Here is a 23,270-nt window from a genome sequence, read left to right on the forward strand (position 1 = left end):
ATTTCAAAATGGGTATCTTTTTTTGCTTTAAGGATTAAGAAGGGGAGTGGAGATCGGTTTCTTTTGGTTCAACAGCTACTGAGTCTTTTAGCGTATTTTTATGACAAAAGGTTTGAAAAATCCCTTTTGTGGTAAAAAAAAACGTAGTTCTACTAGTGCATAGACAGAGGTTTAATAGGAAGTTATAATTTAGGCAATTACATAAAAGGGGAGTAAGCTAAGGAAGGTGAATAGATGTGCGAAAGATAAAGCGGTTGCTATTTCTGTTCATTTGTATAGCGGTTGTAATTGTTGCGTATGAGATGATTCGATATCCGATTGAAAACAATGCTGCAAGTGTGCAGCAGCATTTGCGAAATTGGGAGCATAAAGAAAGTATTGATGGTTCTGCAAGGATTACGCTGCAAGATTTTAAACGGGTTGATCACTCTAATACATACATAGCCTTATTCTCCATACCTGGTGATAAAGAAGGAATGGCCGTATTGAAGCAAGGATGGAACAAACGCCTGCGTATTGAAGTCAGTACCAAAATGAGCAATTTAGTGGATTATGATGATATCCATACAAATAAAGGTACATATGCGCTGTTTACAGGAACAAATAGAAGTAAACAAATTGAGCGCGTAAAGGCGGCTTTGGTGCACGATACATATACAATTGATGCCGCGGTTCCAAAAAGTGATTATTTTGTGCTGTATGAAAAAATACCGAGTCATATTAAACATCCGTTTCCAGCAACGACAACGCTGCTAGATAAAGCAGGGGATGATATCACGGTTAAAGAATTTATGGACCAAGAGCTGCGTGAATAACACGCGGCTTTTTTCTATAATAAAAAGCTTTTTAAAAAAATTCACGTTTTGTTCATATTTTCGAAAGAAAGAATTTTAAGCAAAAAAATCAAATATTTGCTACAAAACAAAGGGGAATTAACGGGCAAAATAAGTTTCATACAGGGCGTCACATTTTCTTTGAAAATTTGTCACAAAATATTCAATTATGTCGATGTGTATTGATATATCAATGTTGAAGCAAACATGCAAAGCTAATTTTGCAGTTATTCCTAAAGAAATAGTTAAGAAATGGGAGCTTAATCCTTTTATTTACATTTATTCATACCAAATTATGTGATAGAATATCGCAAGGTTGAAGCACTCTAACCCCATTGGTACAGTCACTATATTAGAATATTTTTAATATAAAAAAATAAAGCAAAAGGGACGAAAAAAATGTCATTTTGTATTACAATAGTAGTGGCCTACAAATAAGGGGGAAGAGAGTCTGTATAAAAATGTCGTTATCTAGCGAAAGATAGCGCATTTTGAATGTTCATCAATATAGGCTTCGCATCATGTGTTGTTAGAAAGGAGAGTTTTAAGTGAAACCAAAAAAAGGATTTTGGAAGCTAGTAGGTTTACTATCTGCGCTTTCACTAGTATTTTTGAGCGGTTGTTCAAAACTTGCTGTATTGAACCCGCAAGGTCCTGTTGCAAAAACGCAATCTGATTTAATCATTTGGTCTATGTGGATGATGTTGATCGTGGTTGTTGTCGTATTTGCTATTTTTATATTTGTTCTTGTCAAATATCGTGAAAAACCTGAAAACATGGACTATGAGCCACCTGAGCAAGAAGGTAACTTAAAGATGGAGGTTATTTGGACAGCATTCCCAATCATCATCTTAATTCTATTAGCAGTGCCAACTGTTAAAGCGATCTACTCTGCAGAAGAAGTACCGGCAGAATCAAAGGATAAAGATCCAATCGTGATTCACGTTACATCTGCAAACTGGAAATGGATTTTCAGTTATCCGGAACAAAATATCGAGACGGTTAACTACGTAAACATTCCAGCAGATACGCCAGTGAAATTTGAGTTAACGGCTCAAGGACCTATGAACTCATTCTGGGTACCAGAACTTGGCGGACAAAAATATTCGATGAACAATATGTCAATGCCATTATACTTAGAAGCTGATAAGCCTGGTTCTTATATGGGACGTAGTGCTAACTTCTCGGGTGAACATTTCACTCAAATGCAGTTCGAAGTTCAAGCTCAAACGGACAAAGACTTCAAAGAGTGGGTTAGTGACGTAAAAGGTACAGCTGGTAAATTGACTGAAAAGAAATATGATCAAATCCTAAGCCCAGGCGTTGTTGGTCGTCAAACTTACAACGGTACACATTTAAAATGGATTGACCATGCAAAAGATGTATACATTCCTGGCAAAGAGCTAGAACGTGGTACAGGACATGATCACAGCAAGATGAAAGAAGACGAAAAAACGAGTAATGAAGAAATGGAAAACATGGATCACTCAAATCATGAATAACATTCATTTATTACACTAAATAACGTAATGATTGGGGGAAGACATAATGAAGCTAGATGAATTTTTCGTCACTGGCGAACCTATGATTTACGCTGCTGACGCAGCAATCGCTATGACGGTCATCGGTATCGTTTTTGTCTTAACATATTTCAAGAAATGGAAATGGTTATGGACAGAATGGTTAACAACAGTTGACCATAAAAGACTCGGTGTCATGTACATCCTTTCAGCTGTATTAATGCTTTTCCGCGGCGGAATTGATGGAATCATGATGCGTATGCAGCTTGCATTCCCGGGTATGAACATTTTAGATGAACATCACTACAACGGAGTCTTCACGGCTCACGGTGTTATCATGATCTTATTCATGGCAATGCCATTTATTATCGGACTAATGAACGTAATCGTTCCATTACAAATTGGTGCGCGTGACGTAGCATATCCGTTCTTAAACGCAATCAGTTTCTGGACATTCTTTATGGGAGCAATGCTATTTAACCTTTCTTTCGTAATCGGAGGAGCTCCTGATGCAGGTTGGACAAGTTACTTCCCGCTTGCAGGTAAAGAATTCAGTGAGGGTATCGGAAATAACTTCTATGCCGTTTCACTACAGATTGCTGGTGCTGGTACATTAATGACTGGTATCAACTTCTTTGTAACAATTTTAAAAATGCGTGCCCCTGGCATGACAATGATGAAAATGCCAATGTTTACTTGGTCAATCTTCATCACATCAATTATTATCATTTTCGCGTTCCCTGTATTAACAGTAGCGCTTGCACTTATGACACTTGACCGTGTATTCGGAACAGCCTTCTTTACAATGGCTAACGGCGGTCTTCCAATGATGTGGGCTAACTTATTCTGGATTTGGGGTCACCCTGAAGTATATATCGTTATTTTACCGGTATTCGGTGTCTTCTCAGAAGTTATCAGTACACATTCTCGTAAGAACTTATTCGGTTATAAAGCAATGGTAGTATCAATGGTCGGTATCGCATTCTTAAGTTACCTTGTATGGGTGCATCACTTCTTTACAATGGGTAACTCACCGTCAGTTAACTCGTTCTTCTCAATCACAACGATGTTAATTGCAGTACCAACCGGAGTTAAAATCTTTAACTGGCTCTTTACAATGTATAAAGGCCGTATCAAATTTACGACTGCGATGCTTTGGTCATTAGCGTTTATTCCAAACTTCGTAATCGGTGGGGTAACAGGGGTTATGCTTGCGATGGCATCAGCCGATTATCAATATCATAACAGTTACTTCCTAATCGCTCACTTCCACTATGTATTAATCTCTGGTACAGTGTTTGGCTGTTTCGCAGGTTTATACTTCTGGTATCCGAAAATTTTCGGTCACACGTTGAACGAAAAATTAGGAAAAATTTCATTCTGGATTTTTGTTGTTGGATTTAACGTATGTTTCTTCCCACAATTCTTCCTAGGTTTAGACGGTATGACTCGTCGTATGCAAACTTATGCAGACAACCTTGGCTGGAACGGATTAAACTTAGTTTCAACAATCGGTGCATTCTTAATGGGTCTTGGCTTCTTCGTATTAGTAGTTAACTTATTATACAGTGCATGGAAAAACAAACGCGACACTGCAAACGATCCTTGGGATGGTCGTACACTTGAGTGGTGGACTAAATCACCAGTTCAAGCTTACAACTTTGCAGTAATTCCTCATGTGAAAGAAATGGATGCATTCTGGCACATGAAAAAACGTAATGAAACAGAAATTAAAGCAGAAGACTTAAAACCAATTCACTTACCAAGCAACTCTGGTGTGCCGTTTATCTCAGGTATTTTCTGGTTTATCGGTGGATTTGGCTTAGTATTTGAATGGATTCCAATGGCAATCGTTGGATTAGCAGGTATTTTTGCTTGTATGCTTGCTCGTTCATTTGATTATGATCCGGGCTTCTATGTAAAAGTAGATGAAATCAAGAAGGTTGAAGGAATTACAGGGGGTGACAAATAATGGCAGGACATTTAGATAAATCATTGCCGTTAGAATACCAAGAAGAACAAAGTCGCCTAAATATCCTTGGATTCTGGATTTTCTTAGGTGCCGAGATCGCGTTGTTCTCTACGCTGTTCGTAACGTACTTAACGTACCATACACGTACAGCGGGTGGCCCTACTGCAGAAGAACTGTTCGTTGTTAAAGATTTTATGATCGAAACGCTGTTACTACTATTCAGTAGTTTCACGATGGGAATTGCCATCTTTAAAATGCGTAATAATGATTTAAAAGGACTTTTAGTTTGGTTTGTTATTACACTTGTTCTTGGTGGAGGATTCCTTTTCTACGAAATTCGTGAGTTTTACATGTACGCAGTTCACGAAGGTGCAACAATGCAAACAAGTGCCTTCTTATCAGGGTTCTTTACACTACTTGGAACGCACGGTCTTCACGTAACAGTCGGTGTATTCTGGGCAATCAGTATTATTATTCAATTAGTAAGACGAGGATTAACACCAGTTACTGCTCGTAAAGTATTTATTATCGGTTTATACTGGCATTTCCTTGATGTTGTATGGATCTTCATCTTCACGCTTGTATACTTGAACGGATTGGTGGGATAAGACATGGAAAATAAACAAGGCCAAAAAGCAGGTTTTCCGCTTAGTCATGTATTTGGGCTTATCCTTTCACTAGCCTTAACATTCGCAGCGCTTGGTTTAGTAGTGCTAGCTGATCTATCAAGAAGCATTACGATGACTCTTATCATGATCCTAGCGTTATTACAAGCAGCAATGCAGCTAGTAATGTTCATGCACATGACTGAAAGTGAAAATGGTAAAGTACAGGTTGCAAATATTCTTTACAGTTTCTTTATTGCACTTTGTATCGTTGTTGGTACACTGTGGATTCTTGCAGCTCACTTTAACCATTAAAAATAAAACCACTTACTTCGGTAAGTGGTTTATTTTTTTTCATTCAGTTTATATTTCAACGTTTGATATTCTCCCGTAGCCACTTTTTTTACTACTTTTCCTTTATCATCTCTATAAACATTTACTTGTTCGTATACTTCAATTCGGTATCCGCCTCTTTTTTCTGTTTTAACATGAACTTCTTTGACCGACATATTTAATTGTTCCGCAGCGTCTTCATCAGCAGAAGTTTCAACAGCTCCTCCATCAAGTGAAAGGTGAGATAAGCTGTCAAACGACTGCTGGGAATTGTTATCAACATAGCTTGTCACGACTAAAATGCCGGCAAAAAACAATACTAAAAAAAGCGTCCGGACTTTTATCTTCATCTTAAAACACCCCCGTAAACTGACAAACAAGCACGACTGCACCTAATATCCAAACGTAAATCGCAAACGTTTTTAACGAATGATGCTTTAAATAATTGATCATCCATTTTACCGCTACATAACCGAATAAAGCAGATGAAAGGGTAGCGACGAATAAAAAGAAAACGGAGAGCTGCTCGACTTCACCTGTGACTACATCTTTTAACTGAAGTAACACTGCTCCGCAAATGGCCGGAGTCGACAATAAAAAGGAAAAATAAGCGGCTGTTTCACGGTCTAATTTTCGCATTAACGCAGCTACCATCGTTAAGCCAGACCTGGATACAGCAGGGAATATCGCAGCTGCTTGAAACGAGCCGATAAAAAAAGCATCTCCGTATGAAATATGATCCATTTTTTTATAGCTATTTTTTACGGAATCACCAAACCATAACAGCAGTCCCGTCGCAAGAAATTCCCAGCCGATCGTTAAGCCTGATTTAGAAATGCTGTCAAAATAGTCTTTAAACAAAAGACCAATCGCAACTGCAGGGATCGTTCCTATCACTAAAAGCCCTGTAAGCTTGCTAAACGGATGCCGAATAATATGCCATAGCTCACGCTTATAAAAGACAAACACAGCAAGCAGAGTGCCCATGTGCAGCATCGTATCTAAATACAATCCTGCATCGTCTAAGCCAAATAAGTGGCGCCCTAAATACAAATGCCCCGTGCTGCTTATCGGTAAAAACTCTGTAAGCCCCTGAATGATTCCCAAAATAAATGCTTCAAACCACGACATCTTATCACCTCATACAGCGTGTCCTTATTAGTAGTGTATAGAGGAAGTTCTGAGAACATGACAAAAACATGGAAGTATAGGCATTCATTTAGTGAAATAAATACGTAAAAATAGGTCATAGTATAAGAAGAGACGACCATTCTTATCTCCATCTCATCCACTATGGAAAGAGGTGCTTAAAATGATACGAAAATGGGTTGCTGTATGCGTCGTATTCGCTGCTTTTATTTTTCCACAAGCAGTAAGTGCTGAACAGCCAAAAGTAGAGGTGTTTCAAATTGAAACGGGCAGAGTCGTTCGTTCAACGCCCAAACCTCCAAATGTTCAAAAAGAAGCCGAAAAAAGTATTGCGTCCATTACTGGTTTATATAAAAAGGCAAGTCCGCTTCCTAAAAAAGGCTATCTTGTTAAAGTACCTCTTGATCCAGCCGTGAAAATTGAAAATAGTGCGGTCAACACGCTGGCAAGTGAAGTTATTTTTGTTCTTGAACCGAACCAAAAACCAATCATGATGGTATTTGACAATGAAAATAGAACCTATTTTTTTGAATTTACTCATGATTTAACTCTTCTCAGAAAAGCATTACAGCTATAAGTCATCGAAATGATGGCTTTTTTTTACATAGACAGTTGACAGTTTATTATGATAAATGTAATATATTTAGAAAAGTCAGAAATAATAAGGGGGAGAATTATGTGATAGCTCTACGACCGTTCTCCAAAAAAGACTTTAAACAGCTAATGGATTGGATTCCCTCCGAGTCATTTATGGTGCAATGGAGCGGCTCTAGCTTTTCTTTTCCGCTTACTCCTAGACAGTTAAAACACTACATTCGATATGCAAATGAAGATGGTGCCTCTACCTATGCTTTTTCTGTCATAGATGACAATGAACAGCTTATTGGGCATATTTCCCTGGCTCATATTGATTATTATCATAAAACAGGAAGAATTGGCCGAGTGCTGCTTGGTGAAAAGTATAGAGGAAAAGGGTTTTGCGCGCACATGTTTGAAAAAGTGTTAGCTTTCGGTTTTGAAGAACTGGGCCTTCACCGAATTTCGCTCGGCGTCTTTGATTTTAACGAGCGGGCGATTCAGTCTTATGAACGAATTGGCTTTACACGCGAAGGCCTTCTTCGAGATGTCCGGCTTGTAGATGGACAGTACTGGAGCTTAATTGAAATGAGTATGCTAGAAAGTGAATGGGCACAGCGTGATGTGCATCAAAAATCAAGCTAACATCTACTAGTGAAAAGCCAGCTTCCCAACAAGCGGGCTTTTTTGACGTGTGCTTAAATTTCCTCAAGAAGGTATAAATTTTCATTCATTAAGGCATATAGAGAGTAAGTGATGTGTAAAGGAGGCCGTATGAATGAAAAAATACAAAGTAGGCGTCTTAGCGGCATGTATGTTGCTTTTAGGAACCGCTGGGTTTGGAATTGTCTATCAGCATCAAACATCTGCTAAAGAGCAGCCTCATTCGTTTAATGTACTCGTTATGGGCGTAGATGAAAGGCCAGGCGATACGGGCCGCTCAGATGTATTAATGGTGGTCAATTTAGATAAAAGCCATAATAAAGCAAAGGTTATGCCGATCCCTAGAGATACGCGCGTGCACATTGATGGAAAAGGGACGGATGAGAAAATTAACCATGCTTATCGATACGGAGGCATTCCTTTAACCGTGCGCACGGTTGAGAATTTTTTAAATATTGACGTTGACTACTATGTGAAAGTAAATATGGAGGGGTTCAAAGATGTAGTCGATGAACTTGGCGGCGTGAACGTGAATAACCCGTTTCCTTTTGTCTTTGATTCATTTATCTTTCCTGAAGGAGAAAATGCGTTGAACGGTGAAAAAGCTCTTGCCTATGTACGGATGAGACATGAAGACCCAAAAGGTGATTTAGGAAGAAACAATCGCCAGCGTCAAGTGGTGGAAGCTCTATTAGATAAAGGAATGAACATGTCAACGGTGAAAAATATCCCAAGTCTTCTCACGCTCGCAAAAAAGCATATCCAAACGAATATTGATGTCAGCGATGCATTTACGATGTATAACGTCATTAAGAATGGACGGCCTGATTTCGAAACGGTAACGGTAAAAGGAGAAGGACAAATGGTAGATGGTACATGGTATTATGTTGTAAAACCATCTGAAAAAAAGCAGCTGAGCGCTATGTTTCAACAAACCCATTAATAAAAAAGAGGGCTGAATTTTTTCAGCCCTCTTTTTATTCACCAATTTCTTCTTGACGCTGCAAGCAGGAAATTTGTTTTTTCTCTGGATGGACACCAAATGTATAGCCCCACGTTTGCAATTTATCTAGAATGATTTCGTCTTTTTTAAAGCCAAAGATCATCACTACATCTTGGTTTTCATCTAAAAGCAAATACTTTTCATCTTTGCGCCACATCGTTAAGTTTGACGCATAGAAAAGATTCCAGCCGTTATTCATGCGATGGCCGGTTGCTTGGTTTTTATAGTTGACAATCATATTTCTTCCTCCATTAGTGAATCTTTCTAAAAGTAAAACTTCAAAGAATATTATAAACGTTCTCTTCCTAGAAATCTATTATTTATCCTATTGAGGGGACCTCGCCGTGATGTTTATAAAATACATGTGATAAAAGATTTAGTATATAAGGATATATCTGTATAAAACAACAGTCAATAAGTAAGAAAACGGAGAAAAAAAAGGGTCTAAAAGCGTATATAATTGAAAAAAATATAAGTTATCTAGCTTTAAAGACTTAAAAACACGCTTTTCAGACCATGGACATGCTTTTTCGAATTTCTACCTACAAGAAAGAAGGCAGAGGTGCGAAATGTGTAGGTGAATCTAAATGAATTTACGGTAAACATGGAGCCCCAAAACGTGGTACACGCTAGAAAAGGGGGAAATTCAACGATGTCCAAAAAAGCGCTATGGATTAAAAATGCTTCGCAAGTTGTAACGGCCAAAGAAAATAAAGGTCCTTTAGCTGGAAAAGAAATGAGAAACTTGACGGTGATTGAAAATGGCTCAGTCTGGATAGAAGGAGATCAAATTGTGACCGTAGGTACAACAAAAGAGCTAGAACAAAAATATGAAAGGGAAAGGAATGACGCAACCATTATTGATGCTTCTCATAAAATTGTGACTCCGGGTCTGATTGATCCTCATACACACGCTGTGTACGCTGGCTCTCGTGAAGAAGAATTTTATAGGCGATTTGAAAGACCAACTTCTTACTTGGATTTATTAGAAGAAGGTGGAGGTATTCACTCCACTGTCGTTCAAACACAGGAAGAATATGCGTACCGGATTTATCAGCAGAGCTATGAGCGTCTTACGTCTTTTCTAGCTCACGGAGTCACGACTGTAGAAGTCAAAAGCGGGTACGGCTTAGAACTAGAAACAGAACTGAAGCAGCTGCAAATCGCTAAAATGCTGAATGATACACACCCAGTTGATGTCATAAGCACCTTCTTAGGAGCACACGTCGTACCTTTAGCATATAAAAGAGATACGCAGAAATACGTCAATTTACTTATTCACGAAATGATTCCTCAAATTTCTTCTTATAAGCTCGCAGCATTTAATGATGCTGTATGTCTTCCAAATGCTTTTTCATTCCAACAATGTCAAGAAATACTCGAAGCCGGGAAAAGCCATGGCATGCTTCCTAAAATACATGCCGACCCCTTTGAATACTGCAGAGGAGCAGAGCTCGCAGCAGAGGTAGGAGCGATATCAGCAGATTATCTTTTGTATGCTTCTGATGAAGGGTTAAAGAAACTGGCTGAAAAACGGATCGTAGCCACACTTTTACCGGGGAATTCCTTATTTGTTGGAATGAAATGGCCAGATGCTAGAAAAATGATCGATTTAGGCGTTCCGGTTACTCTTTCTACAGACTGCAATCCAGGTTCATCTCCAACGACTTCACAGCAATTTGTGATGAACCTGGCATGTATGAATATGAACATGAGTCCTGAAGAAGTGCTTGTAGCCACAACTATTAACGCAGCTCACGCTATTAATCAAGGAGATAAGATTGGGAGTATTGAAGCCGGAAAACAAGCTGACTTAGCGATTTTTAATGTCTCTAGTTATCGAACCCTTCAATATCAGTATGGTTTGAATCATATTGATAGCGTAGTGAAAAAAGGAGAAGTAGTTGTAGAAAACGGTAAAGTTTTGTAAAACAAGTTTATAGAAAAAGAGAAAAGGGTAAAGAATAGAGAATTTGTCACACATGCAAAGGCAGGGAATTTAGATATGATTACAAAACAAAATGTTATTCCATTACTAAAAGAAGCTTGCCCATCTTTTGAGCCAAGCGAAGAAATCAACTTCAACGATAAAGAAGAGCTGCAGCATGAATTAAGCCGAGTAGCGGGTCATTTGATCTCTCTTGAATATAACGGCCAGCTCGAACGTGAACCGGATGTGTTTGAAGCGATTGAACAGCTGTATATAGAAGGTGAATCTGATGTGAAAGAAGCTGTTACAACGGGACTCTTTCAAGCAATGCATGAAATGATTATAGATCAGCAAATTAGTCCAGAAGAAATTGGAATGCTATTAAAACCTCACTCACTGAAGTGGTGGAAAACGATTGACCACTTTAGCGAAAATAGTGCGGAACAGTAAGGAAAAAGAACGTCATGGAAACATGATGTCCGTGACGTTCTTTTCTTTTACTGTTCTTTTTTCAGCTGGCGCTCTAAAATAAAAGGACCAAACGGAATAACCGACATAAGAAATGCAAATAAAGAGCGGCCGATTGACCATTTATGAGCGAATTTTACATGAACGACTGCAAGAGCATACAGCACAAAAAGTGCACCGTGTGCTGCGCCTACAACTGATACAGCTTCGGGTATGCCTGCTGCATATTTTAGCGGCATAGCAATGCCCAGCAGCAGTAAAAATGAAATTCCTTCTAAAATTCCTACTAAGCGCAGGCGACCGATTGGTGATGTAAGAACCATGTTTTCTCCTCCCGTAACGACGGAATAAATTTCTGTATCGATGACAAAAATGTACCATAGCAAGCTCTTCATATACAAGCATCATTTGTATCTGTCACAAAAAAGTCGAAAACGCTTTAATTTGCGCTATAGAAGTGTTGTGTTTAAAAAACTGACATACTCTTGTGATGCAATGTATAAAGAAGCACACTACGTGTTGACAAGTTATTTTAATTATTTTATATGTATAGTATCGAAAACGTATGAGAGGATTTTTATCATGACAAACCGAAAACAGCAGCGGGAGAAAATTTTAGATGCTGCTTTTGAAGTGTTCGGATCCAAAGGTTACTATGAAGCAAAAATGATTGATATTGCTAAACTAGCGGGTGTATCTAAAGGAACGCTTTACTTGTACTTTTCGTCTAAAGAGTCGCTTTATATCGCTGTTAATAATCGTTCGTTTGATGAGTTTTTGTATCATGCAAAGCGAAGAACAGATAAATGCCAAACGTTTCACGAAAAGCTCTATTCAGTTGCGAAACATCACCTGCTCTTTTTTTACGAAACTAAAAAATATCCGGACTCTTTTTGGCAAGCCCCTCACCAAATGCCAGAAATGATGGGTCGTCTTCATCAATTTTTTGAGGATTATCACGGGCTTGTTGCTAAATTGATTGAAGATCAAAAAATAAAAAACGCTTTTTTACACTCAAAAGCGTTTTGCAGCATGTTAAATGGGTATAGGATGGATATCGTTTCCGATGATGATATAACAGAAGAAGATATCATGAACTATGCGGAGTTCATTGTGAACTTATACATTGAAGGTTGCTATTTTGAGACCCAAAAATGACTCGTCGGTACTGGTTGATAATGGAGGGATATGATGAATAACAGCAGCACAGTAATTAATTTTTCATATTTTCAAGAACAAACCGTTACCAAGGTAAACACAGACAACACCCTGCCGTTTTCTCTTGGATTTAGTAAAGGCGGACTTGTGGCAGAATGTCCATGGAGACTAAAAAACAAACGCAGCATCTTGCTTGGTCAAGCAGACTGGAAATCGCTACATTCCGCTGAGCAGCGTCAGCAAGTCGAAGCGCTGCTGCTTGGCCAGCGCATTCTCTCTATACAGTGGTATGAAGATATCGGTATACTTCGAATTGCGTTTTCTAACGGGTATGCGCTAGATATGTTTCATGACAGCTCGTTTTTTGAAGGCTGGGATTTATATGGTCAAGACGGCTTTTCCTTTATCTCGCTTCCAGGGGGAGCGTGCGACCATCAAATTTCAGTTTGTATAGACAGTTCATCAGCACATGAAAGGAGGTGAGTTTTTTTTACGAAAAACTGACCCATGGGTACTCTAAAATTGTTTAAAAAAATAAAACGGGTCTGCAGCTATTAAAGGATGAAGGCTTCTCAAATAACTTAGTTACGTAACGGAGGAAAAAGATGAATTTTTTGACGAGATTTAGTTTAAAAAATGCGGTAGCTGTGTTTATCGTTTCATTTTTACTTATTTTAGCGGGGCTATATTCATTTTCAAAACTAAAAATTGATTTACTGCCGAATATCGAATTTCCGCAGCTGTCCATTGAAGCAACGTATCCTGGGGCTTCTCCTGATGACGTAAATGAAAGTGTCACGTCGAAAATCGAAGACCAAGTAAAAGGAATTGAAGGCGTTAAAAGCGTACAAAGCGTATCATATGAAAACGTCGGTATTATTAATTTAGAATTCCCGTTTAATACGGATTTAGATAAAGTTGAACAACAAATTAACTCGTCGATAAAAGAATTAGATTTGCCAGAGTCATCAAATGTAGACGTAAACCGTTTTTCATTTGGTTCCTTCCCTATTTTCAACATTTCACTGTTTGCAAAAGATGATGCAAATCTTGAAAAAGTATTAAACGATGAAGTGATTCCTGAATTGAATAAAATTCAAGGTATTAACTCCGTCTCAGTTGGCGGTGTGAAAGAGGACCTTTTACAAATTACGGTCGATAAAGAAAAAGCAGCTCAAGCTGGTTTAACGCTTGATGGGATGAAAGAACAAATTAATCAAAAAGCCGTTTCCTTCCCAGCAGGAACATTAAACGGAAAAGAGCTTCAAATTCCAGTGCGAGTAGAAGAAAAAGTTGCCACGATCGATGCATTAAAGAAAATCCAGCTGAAATCCACGATGAACCCTGAAGCACAGCCTGTGAAACTTGGCGATATTGCCAAAGTCGAAGCCGTAACAGAACAAGGCGAATATACACGCTATGACGGCAAAGATGCGCTGTCGATGGCCATCACAAAAAAGCAAGACGCTAATACGGTTGAAGTGGCCAACGAAACGATGAAGATTTTGAAAAAATATGACGATCAGTTAGACTACGCAATTGGCTTTGACTCAGCTGATGGCATTGAAAAGTCTGTTGAAACATTAGTACGCGAAGGATTGCTCGGGGCATTATTTGCGTCACTCGCCGTGCTGATTTTCTTGCGTAACTTCCGTGCGACAATCATTGCGATTATATCGATTCCATTATCGCTGTTAGTATCAGCTATTTTCTTAAACCAGCTTGATATTTCGCTTAATATTATGACACTAGGTGGAATGGCTGTAGCCGTTGGGCGCGTAGTAGATGACAGTATTGTTGTGATTGAGAACATTTTCAGACGCGTTCGCCGTTCAGAAGAAGGCATGAGCAATGAGCTTGTCGAATCGTCCACAAAAGAGATTTTAAAAGCGATTACCTCGTCTACGATTACAACGGTTGTCGTATTCTTGCCAATCGGCTTTGTAGGAGGAATTACAGGAGAGTTCTTCTTGCCGTTTGCCTTAACAGTTGTTTTTTCACTGTTAGCATCTCTTCTTGTAGCGATTACAATCGTGCCGATTCTCGCAAAGTTTGCATTTAAAAAAGTACCGCCTGAAGAAAAAGAAGGAAAGCTGCAGCGCGGGTATGCAAAAGCAATTGCATGGTCGCTTAATCATAAAATCAAAATTTTGATTTTATCCTTTATTTTACTGTTTGGATCATTTGCGCTTGTTCCTTCACTTGGCTTTACGTTTATTCCAAATGAAGAACAAAAAATGCTTCAAGCCAACGTTCAATTACCGGCATCTACGTCCCTTGAAAAAACAAACGATGTATCCTTAAAAATTGAAAAGATGTTTGCGGACCAAAACGAAATTTCAGACGTGACAACGGAAGTTGGATCACGTGACTTTTCAACAGGTGTAAAACGTCCGAACCAAGTTGGCTATTTCTTGAATGTAAAAGAAGGCGTGAATGTCGATACGTTTATTGATAAAGTTCAAAAGAAAATGGAAAGCATCACGAAAGAAGAATCACCGAAAGCAACAGTTAATGTGCAAGAAGCATCAACAGGAGGGCCGCCTACAAATAATAACGTGACGGTTGATTTATATTCTTCTAATTTAGATGACTTGCAAAAGGCAGCTAAGCAAGTGGAAAACCACTTAAACAAAGACAAACGTCTTAAATATGTAACAAATAACTTCTCAGATAAGCAAAAGCAGCTTGTAGTAGAAGTAGATCCTGATAAAGCCGCAGAGTACGGGGTATCTGGATTTCAGCTGCTCGGTACAATCTCTGATCAAACCAAACCGGTATCGGTTGGAGACTTAAAATTGGATAATACAAAACGAGCGGTTCAGCTTTCGTACGATAAAGACCTTGCCTCAGTAAAAGAAATTAAAGACCTGCAAGTGTTTACAGAGAGAGGGCCTGTGTTAGTAAAAGATATCGCTGACGTTCGTACAATTGATACGTTCACTTCTATTCAAAAGCTCGACGGTAAAGTATTTGCGCGAGTAGAAGCAGACATCAAAGGCGATGATGTTCAAGCTGTGACCAAAGATGTTGTAGATGGAGTGAAAAAGCTAGACTTGCCGAAAGATGTGAGCTTGGATGGAGGAGGCGGAAGCGACGAGACAGTAGAAGTCTTCCAATCTCTAGGTCTAGCCATTTTAACAGCAATCGGCCTTGTGTATTTAACAATGCTCGTTACGTTTGGAAAAGCGCGTATTCCATTTATCATTTTATCGTCACTCATTTTTGTGCCAATCGGTTCGTTAGTTGGTCTTGTCATTGCAAAAGAACCGCTGTCTGTCAGCGTCATGATTGGATTCTTAATGCTGATTGGAATCGTTACAACAAACGCGATTGTGCTTGTAGATCGAATTACCCAAAATCGTGAACAAAAAGGCATGACAATCCGCGAAGCCCTTATTGAAGCTGGGAAAACGCGATTGCGTCCAATTTTAATGACGGCGTTTGCTACCATTGCTGCTTTAATCCCGCTGGCGCTTACTACGTCAAGCGGAACGCTGATTTCAAAAGGCTTAGCCATCACGGTAATTGGAGGACTTACGTCATCTACTCTTCTTACTTTAATTATTATTCCAGTTGTATACGAACTCTTCTTCGCAAGGCAAGTAAAAAGAGAAAAACAGCTGGAAAAAGAAACGACATAAGAACTATTTTCTAATAGAGGAAAATATGACCATAGACTATATGTTATAATAAAAGTACGTTTTAACCCCTTATATTATAGAAAAAGAAGCGGCGCTTTCGAGCGCCGCTTCTTTTTTATGTAAAATCATTATTTACAAAAAATGATTAAATGTCTTGTATGGAGGGAAAGAGTGTTAACAGGAAGCTTTACTATATCATCGTAGAGTTATCTAAAAACCATACAAAGTACAGGAGTGTCGTTTTCGTGAGTTCAACAAAGAAAGTTGTATTTATCAGTTCCATTATTTTAAATGTCCTTTTCATAGGTGTTTTTGCTTTTTATGCAACAAGCAGCAGCGCGATGAAAAATCCGCTGTCATCTAAGGGTTCGTCTAAGCAAAGCTATAGAGACAATCCTTATTACATTGAACGGACTACTTTGTTCAAGCAATTAAGTATTCCTAAAGAGTCCATCGTATTTCTCGGTGATAGCATTACCCAGCGCTCTGAGTGGAGCGAACTTTTTCATAATAAGCAGATTGTCAATCGAGGCGTAGCCGATGATACAACTGAAGGGGTATTGCATCGTTTAAAAAGCATTACAGATGCTAAACCAAAAAAGATTTTCTTAATGATTGGCATTAACGATTTAAATGAGCAAAAATCTGTAAAAAAAACCAAAGCCAATTACGCTGAAATTCTTGAGCGTATTCATAAAGAATCACCGGATACAAAAGTCTATATTCAAAGTGTACTGCCCGTCAACAATAAAAAATGCGGCGACGCAGTGGACAATAAAGATGTTATCGCATTAAACAACTATTTAGAGCGTCTCGCTAAGAAACATAATGATTCTTACATTGACCTGTATTCGAAAGTATCCAAAAACAATCAGTTAAAAAGTAGTTTCACGGTGGATGGTCTTCATTTAAAAGGCCAAGGCTATGCTGTTTGGAAACAAGAAGTTCAGTCATACGTTAATGAATAAAAAAGAGGTTGAGACGTAGCGTAACGAAACAGATGAAACTACATTCACCATAACAAAAAAACGAACCACTGATTAAACATGCTGATCAGTGGTTCGTTTTTCATTTGAGCTAAAATATTTTTGTTTCAGCTTTTTTTAGATAAGCTCTGGTAAATGTTTTTTAGCATCGTATTCGACAAGAGCATCATCGTTTTTAATACGCTGTAAATAATCAGGATTTGAAATTAGCGGGCGGCCAATAGCAGCTACGTCGATCCAGCCGGCTTGAAGCGCTTTTTCAGCTGATTCAGGCGTTAAATCACCCACGCCGATAATTGGTCCATCCCAGTACTTACGCGTGATTTCATAAAGGTTTTGGCCGTTTTGGACATCTTCGTAAAAATCAAGCATAGACGGGTGAATAATCTCAATGCCTGTTTCTTTAAAAGCTTCTGTATACGTTTGAATGGCTTTTTCGGTATCATCCCAGCGATAGTCTGGTTTATCAAGCTTATGAGGAGAGAAGCGAATCACAACGCGTTCTTTTCCGATAGCGTCAATAACAGCAGAAATCACTTCTTTCATAAACGTTAATCGCTGTGCAAGGTCGCCTCCGTATTCATCCGTGCGTTTGTTAGACCAGTCTGAATTAAATTGATCAATTAAATAGCCGTGAGCACCGTGAATTTCAACGCCGTCAAAGCCTGCTTCAATGGCATTTTTAGCTGCTTGAGCGTACTGTCCTACAACTTCTTTAATATCTTCTTTTGACATTTCTTCAGGCTCTTCGTACGGCTTGCGGAAACGAGGCACTTGACCTTGTGCTGCAATAGCAGAAGGTGCCTGAGGTTTATGTCCATTGATTAACTCAGGATGACTCAAGCGGCCAACGTGCCAAATTTGAGCAATAATCGTGCCGCCTTCTTCATGAACAGCTTCTGTTACAGGCTTCCATGAATCAATTTGTTCCTGTGTATAGATACCGGGAACGCCAGGATTTCCTTTTGCGCGTTCGCTGATAACAATTCCTTCACTAATAATTAAGCCAATACCATCCTTTGCGCGGCGGCGGTAGTAGTCTACAACGTCTTGACCGACTACGCCTGTCTCTGGATCAGCAAAGCATCGTGTCATCGGTGCCATTGCTGTACGAGTGTGTAAATCAAATGCTTCAATGTTTGTTGGTTGGAATAATTTTTCAAATTTACTCATTTTATATTCAGCTCCTTAAGAGGAAAGTATAGCTGCGAACGTTTTTGCAGCGGGTTCAGTTTATTGTAACAGGGGATTTGTTTTATCTTCAAACATTTCGACTTCCGAAAAATGATCACAAAAAAAGCCGGCTGTTTTGACAGCCAGCTTTTACAATATTAATGCTGTTTGTTAGGAAGTTTTTTCTCCGGGTGGCCAGTAGCTTGACCCTGCTTATTTTTACGCTGCTTTTCTTGATTGTCGTTCAGCTTTTGAACAAATTGATTTGTGTTTTCCATTATCCATACCTCCTTTATGAGCTTTCCCTGTTACTATAACCCATTGCACTCAAAAACATGACGCCAATCCGCTAAAAGCAGCTCCGTATATACACCGGTATATAGAAATTAACAGGAAAATCGTGTATACTGTTGTAAAAATAACGTTAATGTTTCGTGAGTTTATAATTTCTTATTCATTCATGAACAAGAAAAGGTGTTACGCAATGAGTGATTTTTTTAGCGGGAAAGAAATGTCGTTTATTTTAATTTTGACATTCAGCGTGTACATATTTGTCTGGAATGTGCCCCTTCAGGCGACCAATGCCATGATGATTTACTTTATCCTGCTGTTTTTGTATACAGTCAGTAAGCTGCTTTTTTCTCCTCAGTTCCGACAATTTCCGCTTGTTAAGGTGCTATTGGCCATTTTATTTGTTCTTATGCTGGCTGAAATAATCGTTGCTTACAGCACTCATAGCATAAAGATTACAGATTTACATCATATTTTCGATTATTTCAGTCATATGGATTTGTATTCATAGTATGTACAGCCAAAAAATGATTTACGACGAAATCTTCTCTGAGTTCTGGCTGTGCTTTTTTATATTTTTTACACACTGCTTGCACAAGGAAAGAGAAAGAGTACGTTCTTTGACCAAAAGATCAGGGGAATGCCAAATTTCTTTGAATAGCTCTGTTAAGATGCTTTCGCAAGCATGTGGATCTTTTACTGCTGAATAGACAAGACGATACAAAAGCGTTTCATATCGATTGTAAAGCTGATGAAGTGCTTCTTTCTTTCGGTTTTTTATCTCTTGAATGAGTAAAAGATCATTGTTCATAAACGAGCCCCTTCGAAAATCAATTATAGTTCATTGTACCCTTGTTAAAATGAGCATAAACACCTAAAAAGGAGAGGCTTATGAGCTATGTAGTATCAAAAAAACAAGGCAAAATACTCAACGAGATATCAAAGAAGAGAACTTGGGGAAGTGAGAGACAACCTGCACGCTTTGCTCGTTACGTATCCAAATGAGCTGATAAACTTATTGTAGCTGGATGTGCATTGATTTTCCTTACAGTCGTCAGTTTACTAATCATCGGCATATATACAGTTTGTACATGGCTGTTTTTATAAAGAAAAGGTGCACATCAGTGCACCTTTTCTTTATGAATGTTGCTTCACTACGTAATTGACAATTTGTTTGGCTGCAGCGGCAGGGCCAGATGCCTGCTGGAAACTTGCGTTGATTTCTTTAATTCCTTTTTTATAGGAATCGTCGCGGACAACTTCGTCAACGGCACTTCTTAAAAGAGAGGCATTTACCGTTTCTTTTGCTAAGCGATAACCAGCGTTTAGTTCCACGAGCCTTTGAGCAACGATCGGCTGATCTTTGCCATGAGGTAAAACGACTAACGGTACGTTAAAATGAATAGCTTCGTTTACGCTGTTCATGCCTCCGTGCGTGATAAAAACGTCCGCTTCTTTTAACACGTCAAGCTGAGGAACATAGGGCAAAATAATAAAATGCTCTGGCGCTTTTTTAATTCTTTTAAAATCGGCCCGGTCTCCTGCTGCAATCACAACTTTTCCATCAAAATCGCTAAATGCGTCGATGCAAAGGTTGAAAAAGCCTTCTACGTCATGAAGTACCGTTCCCATTGAAATATAAAGAACTTTTTCGTCTTTCAGCTTTTCTAACGGAAAATCATGAGAGCGGTGACGCTTTGGAAAGCTTGGCCCAATAAATAAACACGAGTCATCAAAATGTTCATGAAGCGGCTGGAAAAAGCGGCTTGTGTACACGACCGTTAATTCGCCTTCATTGTTCATAAATTGAAGCAGATTTTTAGGCTCTATGCCAAACTGATTTTTAAGCAGGCTGAGCCCGTACTGAGCTTGTTCATCCGGCTGAAATGGAACGTCTGAATCAGGATGAAGAGGCATCATTGCTAAGCGGTCTTTCGGCATTAAAAAAGAAGCAGATGATACAATGCCAGGGATCCGCAAATAATCACGCACTAATTCGCCTGCTCCAAACTTGTCGTAAAACACAAAATCAAATTCAATTTTTTTTGATAATATATGAACAAGCTTCAGCGTATCTAAAGACGTTTGGATGTGGATGTTTAAAAAAGCGTTGATTCCTTGAGGAGTTTCAGGCTTGATGGATACACCGCTTAATAAGTCTGGGTGAATGTGTACGATAGCCCCGGCGTTTTCAAGGCGCTCTTTAAAACGCTCGGCCGTAATGTAATGAACTGTATCACCTCGGTCTGAAAAAGCTTTTACCATTCCAAGCGTTGGGTTTACGTGACCTTCAGCGGGAAAGTTGATCATTAAAATGTTTGCCATTTTTTCACTTCACTTTCGGTAAGATTTCTTCAAGCGTAATCAAATATAAGGAAGTTGACAACTAATTTGGTTAGCGCATTTATTTTTTGAAGCCCTGCCTTTGTGTATAAAATGTGAAAAAATATAACTTTTTTCCTAAAAAATAACATAATTAAACTGAGTTTATGATAGAATTTTGAGAGCACTAGAGAGAAAGAATCATTTTTGGAGGTTGCTATTTTGAGTACGTTATCAACAAATTCAGAACCGGTTTTAAAGCCTAAAAAGAAAAAAGAGTTTACTTACTTCACATTGCTTCTATTTATCGTGTTGGGCTTTGGACTGCAAATCCTAGCCGGAATTGGAGTAGCTATTTACGATGAAGTTATGGGTTCAAATATGACAGGAATTTTATTAGAAGGCCCATATGCTCTGCTTGTAGACGCGGCATTTTTTCTAGGGGTTGCGGTGCTTTATAGACCTGTGCGCAGATTTTTAAAACCTATGTGGAACGTCTCGGTATTAAAAGAAGGGAAAACGTATGTATATATTGTGGTAGGCTTTTTAATTGTAGCCGCGGTGCAGTACGTGATGCTTTCATTTTTAAACGTAGAAAGCGCAGATCAGCAGCAAAAAGATTTAAATCAAGGCAGTTTTAATCAAACGCTGCTTTCAAGCTGGATATTTTTTATAAGTGTAGCAGTTATCACGCCTATTAAAGAAGAACTGCTTTATAGAGGTGTTTTATGTGGTTTCTTAACCAAACGCCATCACGTGCTTGTGGGCATTTTCGTTTCCGCTCTTGTATTCGGTCTTTTACATATTGGCTTTCCGATTACAGCTACCGTCATGGGACTTGTTTTCGCCATTATTTATTATCGAACAAAATCTATTTTCCCATCTATGATTTTACATATGCTGTGGAATGGATTAGTGAGTATAACCGTGTTCTTTTAAAAGAGGGTAAAACAAAGTAGTTTCGTTGAGGGAAAATCCGAACAATTCATCGTTCGGATTTTTTTATTGGTAGGATGAATCTAAGTTCCATGCATGTAGCTTCCTTCTAGCTGTTGATTGGATGGATTTCGTTATGTCTCAATTTCTTTTTATTTCGATAAAGACGCCGAATGCTTTACGCGAATTTTCCCAACTATTAATAACCCAAGAGGGTAAAATAGTCCAAATAACAGACTGTACGGAATCCACGTATCTCTGTCCCACGTTTGTTCATAGGGAATGCTTGGATACACGATAAGTGAAAATGTAACGGCAATAATGCCTAGCGGAAGAGTTAAAATTCGATAGTTTTTTAATTCAAGAATTTGAGCGAGTCCGGAAACGGTCGCATAATAGTAGAGAGACGTTTTGAAATAAAGAGATAAAAACCACATAATGGCCATGATTACTTCAATATTTTTCAGAAAATCGGCAACTTCGATACGCCTTGCAAGCTCATAGCTTGGATATAAAGCGATACGTGTATACGTATTTCCAAGTACAAGAATGCCAAGTAATAAAATAATAATCATAATGCCTCCGCCGATTAAGCTTCCTGTAAAAAAAGCGCGGTTTCGCTGATCAGGTTCCCCTACGTGAGCAGGGAAAACGGTCAGCAATACAATAAAAGTGAGAGACGTAATACTTGTAAAGACCAGAATAGATCTAATAATAGGCTTAACGCCTACCTCTAACAAAGGCTGCAAATTCTCATAATGAATTTGAGGGAAGATCGAAAAAACTAAGATTAAAAACGGAATAACAAACCAAGGAAAGAGAATTTCAGCACAGCGGGCAATCGTTTCAATGCCAAGACGAACGCCGACAATCACAATTCCCATAAACAAAATATGAACAGCAAGCATAGGCGTTTGAATAATAATGCGAGTTGTTAGAAATGAGCCCACGTAAAACAAAACTTGACTGCAAAAAAGAAGAGTAGAAGCGACAAATAAAAGAGAGACAAACTTTCCTAGCCACTTGCCTAAAATGGCTTCGTTTAGTTCTACAAGGGTTTTATTCGGATAAAGGCTAGAAAGTTTGATATACATCCATACAAGAAAAACGCCTACACCTACGCCTAAAATGGCTGGAATCCATGCCTCTTGTTTAGAATCAGCCGTTAAGCTTCCAGGTACGACTAAAATAGTGTCGCCTAAACTATAAAAAATTACGAGTATTCGAAACTGTGCTGCGGATAATTTTATCTGACTATGCACGTTGTTCACTTCCTTTTACTTCAACAGACTGAACAAAAAATCACTAAAAGGTTTTAATAAAAAAGCAATGCCGTCTCCAGGGTTAGGGATTTCCACACCGCCATATTTTAAACTAACAATTAAAATACTTACTGTGAACAAACTCCAAAAAATTCGCTTTTCTCTTTGACTGTTCACTTTTTTTAAATAAGGTATTTCCACTAAACAAACAGCTGCACAAAGTAAAAAAATCCCTAAAAATATAAGCATGTATCAACCTCAATTAGTAACCCTTCAAAAATAATGAAGGGATGTTAAAGACGCCTGTGTTTCAAAAATAGTATCACCCAAAATGGCTTCATTTATGAAAAGTAAGACTAAAGGCAGTGCAAAACCGTGTTATAATGACCAAGTTGAGCGTTATAATAGAGAAAAAACAGCATGATTACAAACAAGTAGATACATAA

The 23,270-nt window shown here is 38.6% G+C and carries 25 protein-coding genes and 1 pseudogene; 16 read left to right on the forward strand and 10 right to left on the reverse strand.

Annotation, left to right across the window (positions count from 1 at the left end):
* The first annotated feature begins 236 nt into the window (after positions 1-236).
* From ACRPLQ_RS06850 to qoxD, 5 genes are all read left to right on the forward strand, one after another.
* Positions 237-815, forward strand: coding sequence for a hypothetical protein (locus tag ACRPLQ_RS06850; RefSeq protein ID WP_013057828.1), 579 nt, complete (start codon positions 237-239; stop codon positions 813-815).
* Between the two features lie 566 nt (positions 816-1,381).
* Positions 1,382-2,335: a cytochrome aa3 quinol oxidase subunit II gene (qoxA, locus tag ACRPLQ_RS06855; RefSeq protein ID WP_013057827.1), complete on the forward strand. Its 954-nt coding sequence runs from the start codon at positions 1,382-1,384 to the stop codon at positions 2,333-2,335.
* Positions 2,336-2,381: 46 nt separating this feature from the next.
* Complete coding sequence (gene qoxB / locus ACRPLQ_RS06860; protein ID WP_013083896.1) at positions 2,382-4,325, forward strand: cytochrome aa3 quinol oxidase subunit I; 1,944 nt, start codon at positions 2,382-2,384, stop codon at positions 4,323-4,325.
* Positions 4,325-4,933, forward strand: a complete 609-nt coding sequence (gene qoxC / locus ACRPLQ_RS06865; RefSeq protein WP_013057825.1) for a cytochrome aa3 quinol oxidase subunit III — start codon at positions 4,325-4,327, stop codon at positions 4,931-4,933. The genes qoxB and qoxC overlap by 1 nt, the downstream gene beginning before the upstream one ends.
* A gap of 3 nt (positions 4,934-4,936) precedes the next feature.
* Positions 4,937-5,245 (forward strand): cytochrome aa3 quinol oxidase subunit IV, encoded by a 309-nt coding sequence (gene qoxD / locus ACRPLQ_RS06870; protein WP_013057824.1) that lies wholly within the window; start codon positions 4,937-4,939, stop codon positions 5,243-5,245.
* Between the two features lie 29 nt (positions 5,246-5,274).
* Here qoxD and ACRPLQ_RS06875 read toward each other — a convergent pair whose 3' ends face one another.
* Both ACRPLQ_RS06875 and ACRPLQ_RS06880 read right to left on the reverse strand, forming a co-directional pair.
* Positions 5,275-5,613 carry a hypothetical protein gene (locus ACRPLQ_RS06875; protein WP_028414424.1) on the reverse strand — a complete coding sequence of 113 codons (339 nt, stop codon included), beginning with the start codon at positions 5,611-5,613 and terminating at the stop codon, positions 5,275-5,277.
* Between the two features lies 1 nt (position 5,614).
* Complete coding sequence (locus ACRPLQ_RS06880) at positions 5,615-6,394, reverse strand: undecaprenyl-diphosphate phosphatase (RefSeq protein WP_432235827.1); 780 nt, start codon at positions 6,392-6,394, stop codon at positions 5,615-5,617.
* 181 nt (positions 6,395-6,575) lie between these two features.
* On the opposite strand from ACRPLQ_RS06880, the gene ACRPLQ_RS06885 reads away from it, so the two are divergent.
* The 3 genes from ACRPLQ_RS06885 to ACRPLQ_RS06895 all read left to right on the forward strand — a co-directional run bounded on the left by ACRPLQ_RS06885 (position 6,576) and on the right by ACRPLQ_RS06895 (position 8,594).
* Positions 6,576-6,989 (forward strand): hypothetical protein, encoded by a 414-nt coding sequence (locus ACRPLQ_RS06885; protein ID WP_033580565.1) that lies wholly within the window; start codon positions 6,576-6,578, stop codon positions 6,987-6,989.
* Between the two features lie 101 nt (positions 6,990-7,090).
* Entirely contained in the window at positions 7,091-7,633 is a 543-nt protein-coding gene (locus tag ACRPLQ_RS06890) for a GNAT family N-acetyltransferase (RefSeq protein ID WP_028414422.1), read from the forward strand.
* Between the two features lie 133 nt (positions 7,634-7,766).
* Positions 7,767-8,594 carry an LCP family protein gene (locus ACRPLQ_RS06895; RefSeq protein WP_028414421.1) on the forward strand — a complete coding sequence of 276 codons (828 nt, stop codon included), beginning with the start codon at positions 7,767-7,769 and terminating at the stop codon, positions 8,592-8,594.
* A gap of 34 nt (positions 8,595-8,628) precedes the next feature.
* Here ACRPLQ_RS06895 and ACRPLQ_RS06900 read toward each other — a convergent pair whose 3' ends face one another.
* A complete protein-coding gene (locus ACRPLQ_RS06900; RefSeq protein WP_013057818.1) occupies positions 8,629-8,892 on the reverse strand; it encodes a hypothetical protein in 264 nt (87 codons plus the stop codon).
* A 414-nt stretch (positions 8,893-9,306) separates the two neighbouring features.
* Here ACRPLQ_RS06900 and hutI point away from each other — a divergent pair, with 414 nt between their 5' ends.
* Complete coding sequence (gene hutI, locus ACRPLQ_RS06905; RefSeq protein ID WP_028414420.1) at positions 9,307-10,584, forward strand: imidazolonepropionase; 1,278 nt, start codon at positions 9,307-9,309, stop codon at positions 10,582-10,584.
* Between the two features lie 75 nt (positions 10,585-10,659).
* Positions 10,660-11,034 (forward strand): DUF7674 family protein, encoded by a 375-nt coding sequence (locus tag ACRPLQ_RS06910; RefSeq protein ID WP_028414419.1) that lies wholly within the window; start codon positions 10,660-10,662, stop codon positions 11,032-11,034.
* Between the two features lie 47 nt (positions 11,035-11,081).
* Here the strand turns inward: ACRPLQ_RS06910 and ACRPLQ_RS06915 are convergent, their stop codons facing one another.
* Entirely contained in the window at positions 11,082-11,375 is a 294-nt protein-coding gene (locus tag ACRPLQ_RS06915) for a DUF3817 domain-containing protein (RefSeq protein WP_013083888.1), read from the reverse strand.
* A 259-nt stretch (positions 11,376-11,634) separates the two neighbouring features.
* Here ACRPLQ_RS06915 and ACRPLQ_RS06920 point away from each other — a divergent pair, with 259 nt between their 5' ends.
* The 4 genes from ACRPLQ_RS06920 to ACRPLQ_RS06935 all read left to right on the forward strand — a co-directional run bounded on the left by ACRPLQ_RS06920 (position 11,635) and on the right by ACRPLQ_RS06935 (position 16,822).
* On the forward strand, positions 11,635-12,210 hold the full coding sequence (locus ACRPLQ_RS06920; protein ID WP_432235828.1) for a TetR/AcrR family transcriptional regulator: 576 nt from the start codon (positions 11,635-11,637) through the stop codon (positions 12,208-12,210).
* Between the two features lie 33 nt (positions 12,211-12,243).
* On the forward strand, positions 12,244-12,693 hold the full coding sequence (locus ACRPLQ_RS06925; protein WP_028414417.1) for a DUF6188 family protein: 450 nt from the start codon (positions 12,244-12,246) through the stop codon (positions 12,691-12,693).
* 122 nt (positions 12,694-12,815) lie between these two features.
* Positions 12,816-15,854 carry an efflux RND transporter permease subunit gene (locus ACRPLQ_RS06930; RefSeq protein ID WP_028414416.1) on the forward strand — a complete coding sequence of 1,013 codons (3,039 nt, stop codon included), beginning with the start codon at positions 12,816-12,818 and terminating at the stop codon, positions 15,852-15,854.
* A gap of 245 nt (positions 15,855-16,099) precedes the next feature.
* Complete coding sequence (locus tag ACRPLQ_RS06935) at positions 16,100-16,822, forward strand: GDSL-type esterase/lipase family protein (protein ID WP_028414415.1); 723 nt, start codon at positions 16,100-16,102, stop codon at positions 16,820-16,822.
* A gap of 135 nt (positions 16,823-16,957) precedes the next feature.
* On the opposite strand, the pseudogene ACRPLQ_RS06940 reads toward ACRPLQ_RS06935, so the two are convergent.
* Together ACRPLQ_RS06940 and ACRPLQ_RS06945 are read right to left on the reverse strand one after the other, a co-directional pair.
* Positions 16,958-17,998: pseudogene (locus ACRPLQ_RS06940) on the reverse strand (alkene reductase); the annotation flags it as partial.
* A gap of 173 nt (positions 17,999-18,171) precedes the next feature.
* Positions 18,172-18,291 (reverse strand): DUF4023 domain-containing protein, encoded by a 120-nt coding sequence (locus tag ACRPLQ_RS06945; protein ID WP_080754499.1) that lies wholly within the window; start codon positions 18,289-18,291, stop codon positions 18,172-18,174.
* Positions 18,292-18,497: 206 nt separating this feature from the next.
* On the opposite strand from ACRPLQ_RS06945, the gene ACRPLQ_RS06950 reads away from it, so the two are divergent.
* The gene (locus tag ACRPLQ_RS06950) at positions 18,498-18,815 is read left to right on the forward strand and encodes a hypothetical protein (protein ID WP_028414413.1); all 318 of its coding nucleotides are present in this window, start codon (positions 18,498-18,500) and stop codon (positions 18,813-18,815) included.
* Between the two features lie 21 nt (positions 18,816-18,836).
* Here the strand turns inward: ACRPLQ_RS06950 and ACRPLQ_RS06955 are convergent, their stop codons facing one another.
* The gene (locus ACRPLQ_RS06955) at positions 18,837-19,115 is read right to left on the reverse strand and encodes an RNA polymerase sigma factor (RefSeq protein WP_028414412.1); all 279 of its coding nucleotides are present in this window, start codon (positions 19,113-19,115) and stop codon (positions 18,837-18,839) included.
* Between the two features lie 326 nt (positions 19,116-19,441).
* Positions 19,442-20,629, reverse strand: a complete 1,188-nt coding sequence (locus ACRPLQ_RS06960; protein ID WP_165636517.1) for a macrolide family glycosyltransferase — start codon at positions 20,627-20,629, stop codon at positions 19,442-19,444.
* A gap of 219 nt (positions 20,630-20,848) precedes the next feature.
* On the opposite strand from ACRPLQ_RS06960, the gene ACRPLQ_RS06965 reads away from it, so the two are divergent.
* Positions 20,849-21,565 (forward strand): CPBP family intramembrane glutamic endopeptidase, encoded by a 717-nt coding sequence (locus tag ACRPLQ_RS06965; protein ID WP_028414410.1) that lies wholly within the window; start codon positions 20,849-20,851, stop codon positions 21,563-21,565.
* 149 nt (positions 21,566-21,714) lie between these two features.
* Here the strand turns inward: ACRPLQ_RS06965 and ACRPLQ_RS06970 are convergent, their stop codons facing one another.
* Together ACRPLQ_RS06970 and ACRPLQ_RS06975 are read right to left on the reverse strand one after the other, a co-directional pair.
* The gene (locus ACRPLQ_RS06970) at positions 21,715-22,824 is read right to left on the reverse strand and encodes a GerAB/ArcD/ProY family transporter (RefSeq protein WP_028414409.1); all 1,110 of its coding nucleotides are present in this window, start codon (positions 22,822-22,824) and stop codon (positions 21,715-21,717) included.
* Between the two features lie 15 nt (positions 22,825-22,839).
* A complete protein-coding gene (locus ACRPLQ_RS06975; RefSeq protein WP_028414408.1) occupies positions 22,840-23,073 on the reverse strand; it encodes a hypothetical protein in 234 nt (77 codons plus the stop codon).
* Positions 23,074-23,270: the final 197 nt, after the last annotated feature.

Source organism: Priestia sp. TRN 1309 (assembly GCF_050846875.1).
In the GTDB taxonomy this organism is placed as follows: domain Bacteria; phylum Bacillota; class Bacilli; order Bacillales; family Bacillaceae_H; genus Priestia; species Priestia zanthoxyli.

Excerpts from the sequence above, each read along its gene's own strand:
- hutI (WP_028414420.1), top strand. The coding sequence starts at position 9,307 with ATGTCCAAAAAAGCGCTATGGATTAAAAATGCTTCGCAAGTTGTAACG.
- qoxC (WP_013057825.1), top strand. The coding sequence starts at position 4,325 with ATGGCAGGACATTTAGATAAATCATTGCCGTTAGAATACCAAGAAGAA.
- ACRPLQ_RS06945 (WP_080754499.1), bottom strand. The coding sequence starts at position 18,291 with ATGGAAAACACAAATCAATTTGTTCAAAAGCTGAACGACAATCAAGAA.
- ACRPLQ_RS06880 (WP_432235827.1), bottom strand. The coding sequence starts at position 6,394 with ATGTCGTGGTTTGAAGCATTTATTTTGGGAATCATTCAGGGGCTTACA.
- ACRPLQ_RS06885 (WP_033580565.1), top strand. The coding sequence starts at position 6,576 with ATGATACGAAAATGGGTTGCTGTATGCGTCGTATTCGCTGCTTTTATT.
- ACRPLQ_RS06875 (WP_028414424.1), bottom strand. The coding sequence starts at position 5,613 with ATGAAGATAAAAGTCCGGACGCTTTTTTTAGTATTGTTTTTTGCCGGC.
- qoxB (WP_013083896.1), top strand. The coding sequence starts at position 2,382 with ATGAAGCTAGATGAATTTTTCGTCACTGGCGAACCTATGATTTACGCT.
- ACRPLQ_RS06900 (WP_013057818.1), bottom strand. The coding sequence starts at position 8,892 with ATGATTGTCAACTATAAAAACCAAGCAACCGGCCATCGCATGAATAAC.
- ACRPLQ_RS06920 (WP_432235828.1), top strand. The coding sequence starts at position 11,635 with ATGACAAACCGAAAACAGCAGCGGGAGAAAATTTTAGATGCTGCTTTT.
- ACRPLQ_RS06955 (WP_028414412.1), bottom strand. The coding sequence starts at position 19,115 with ATGAACAATGATCTTTTACTCATTCAAGAGATAAAAAACCGAAAGAAA.
- ACRPLQ_RS06915 (WP_013083888.1), bottom strand. The coding sequence starts at position 11,375 with ATGGTTCTTACATCACCAATCGGTCGCCTGCGCTTAGTAGGAATTTTA.
- qoxD (WP_013057824.1), top strand. The coding sequence starts at position 4,937 with ATGGAAAATAAACAAGGCCAAAAAGCAGGTTTTCCGCTTAGTCATGTA.
- ACRPLQ_RS06930 (WP_028414416.1), top strand. The coding sequence starts at position 12,816 with ATGAATTTTTTGACGAGATTTAGTTTAAAAAATGCGGTAGCTGTGTTT.
- ACRPLQ_RS06975 (WP_028414408.1), bottom strand. The coding sequence starts at position 23,073 with ATGCTTATATTTTTAGGGATTTTTTTACTTTGTGCAGCTGTTTGTTTA.
- ACRPLQ_RS06960 (WP_165636517.1), bottom strand. The coding sequence starts at position 20,629 with ATGGCAAACATTTTAATGATCAACTTTCCCGCTGAAGGTCACGTAAAC.
- ACRPLQ_RS06910 (WP_028414419.1), top strand. The coding sequence starts at position 10,660 with ATGATTACAAAACAAAATGTTATTCCATTACTAAAAGAAGCTTGCCCA.
- ACRPLQ_RS06950 (WP_028414413.1), top strand. The coding sequence starts at position 18,498 with ATGAGTGATTTTTTTAGCGGGAAAGAAATGTCGTTTATTTTAATTTTG.
- ACRPLQ_RS06925 (WP_028414417.1), top strand. The coding sequence starts at position 12,244 with ATGAATAACAGCAGCACAGTAATTAATTTTTCATATTTTCAAGAACAA.
- ACRPLQ_RS06895 (WP_028414421.1), top strand. The coding sequence starts at position 7,767 with ATGAAAAAATACAAAGTAGGCGTCTTAGCGGCATGTATGTTGCTTTTA.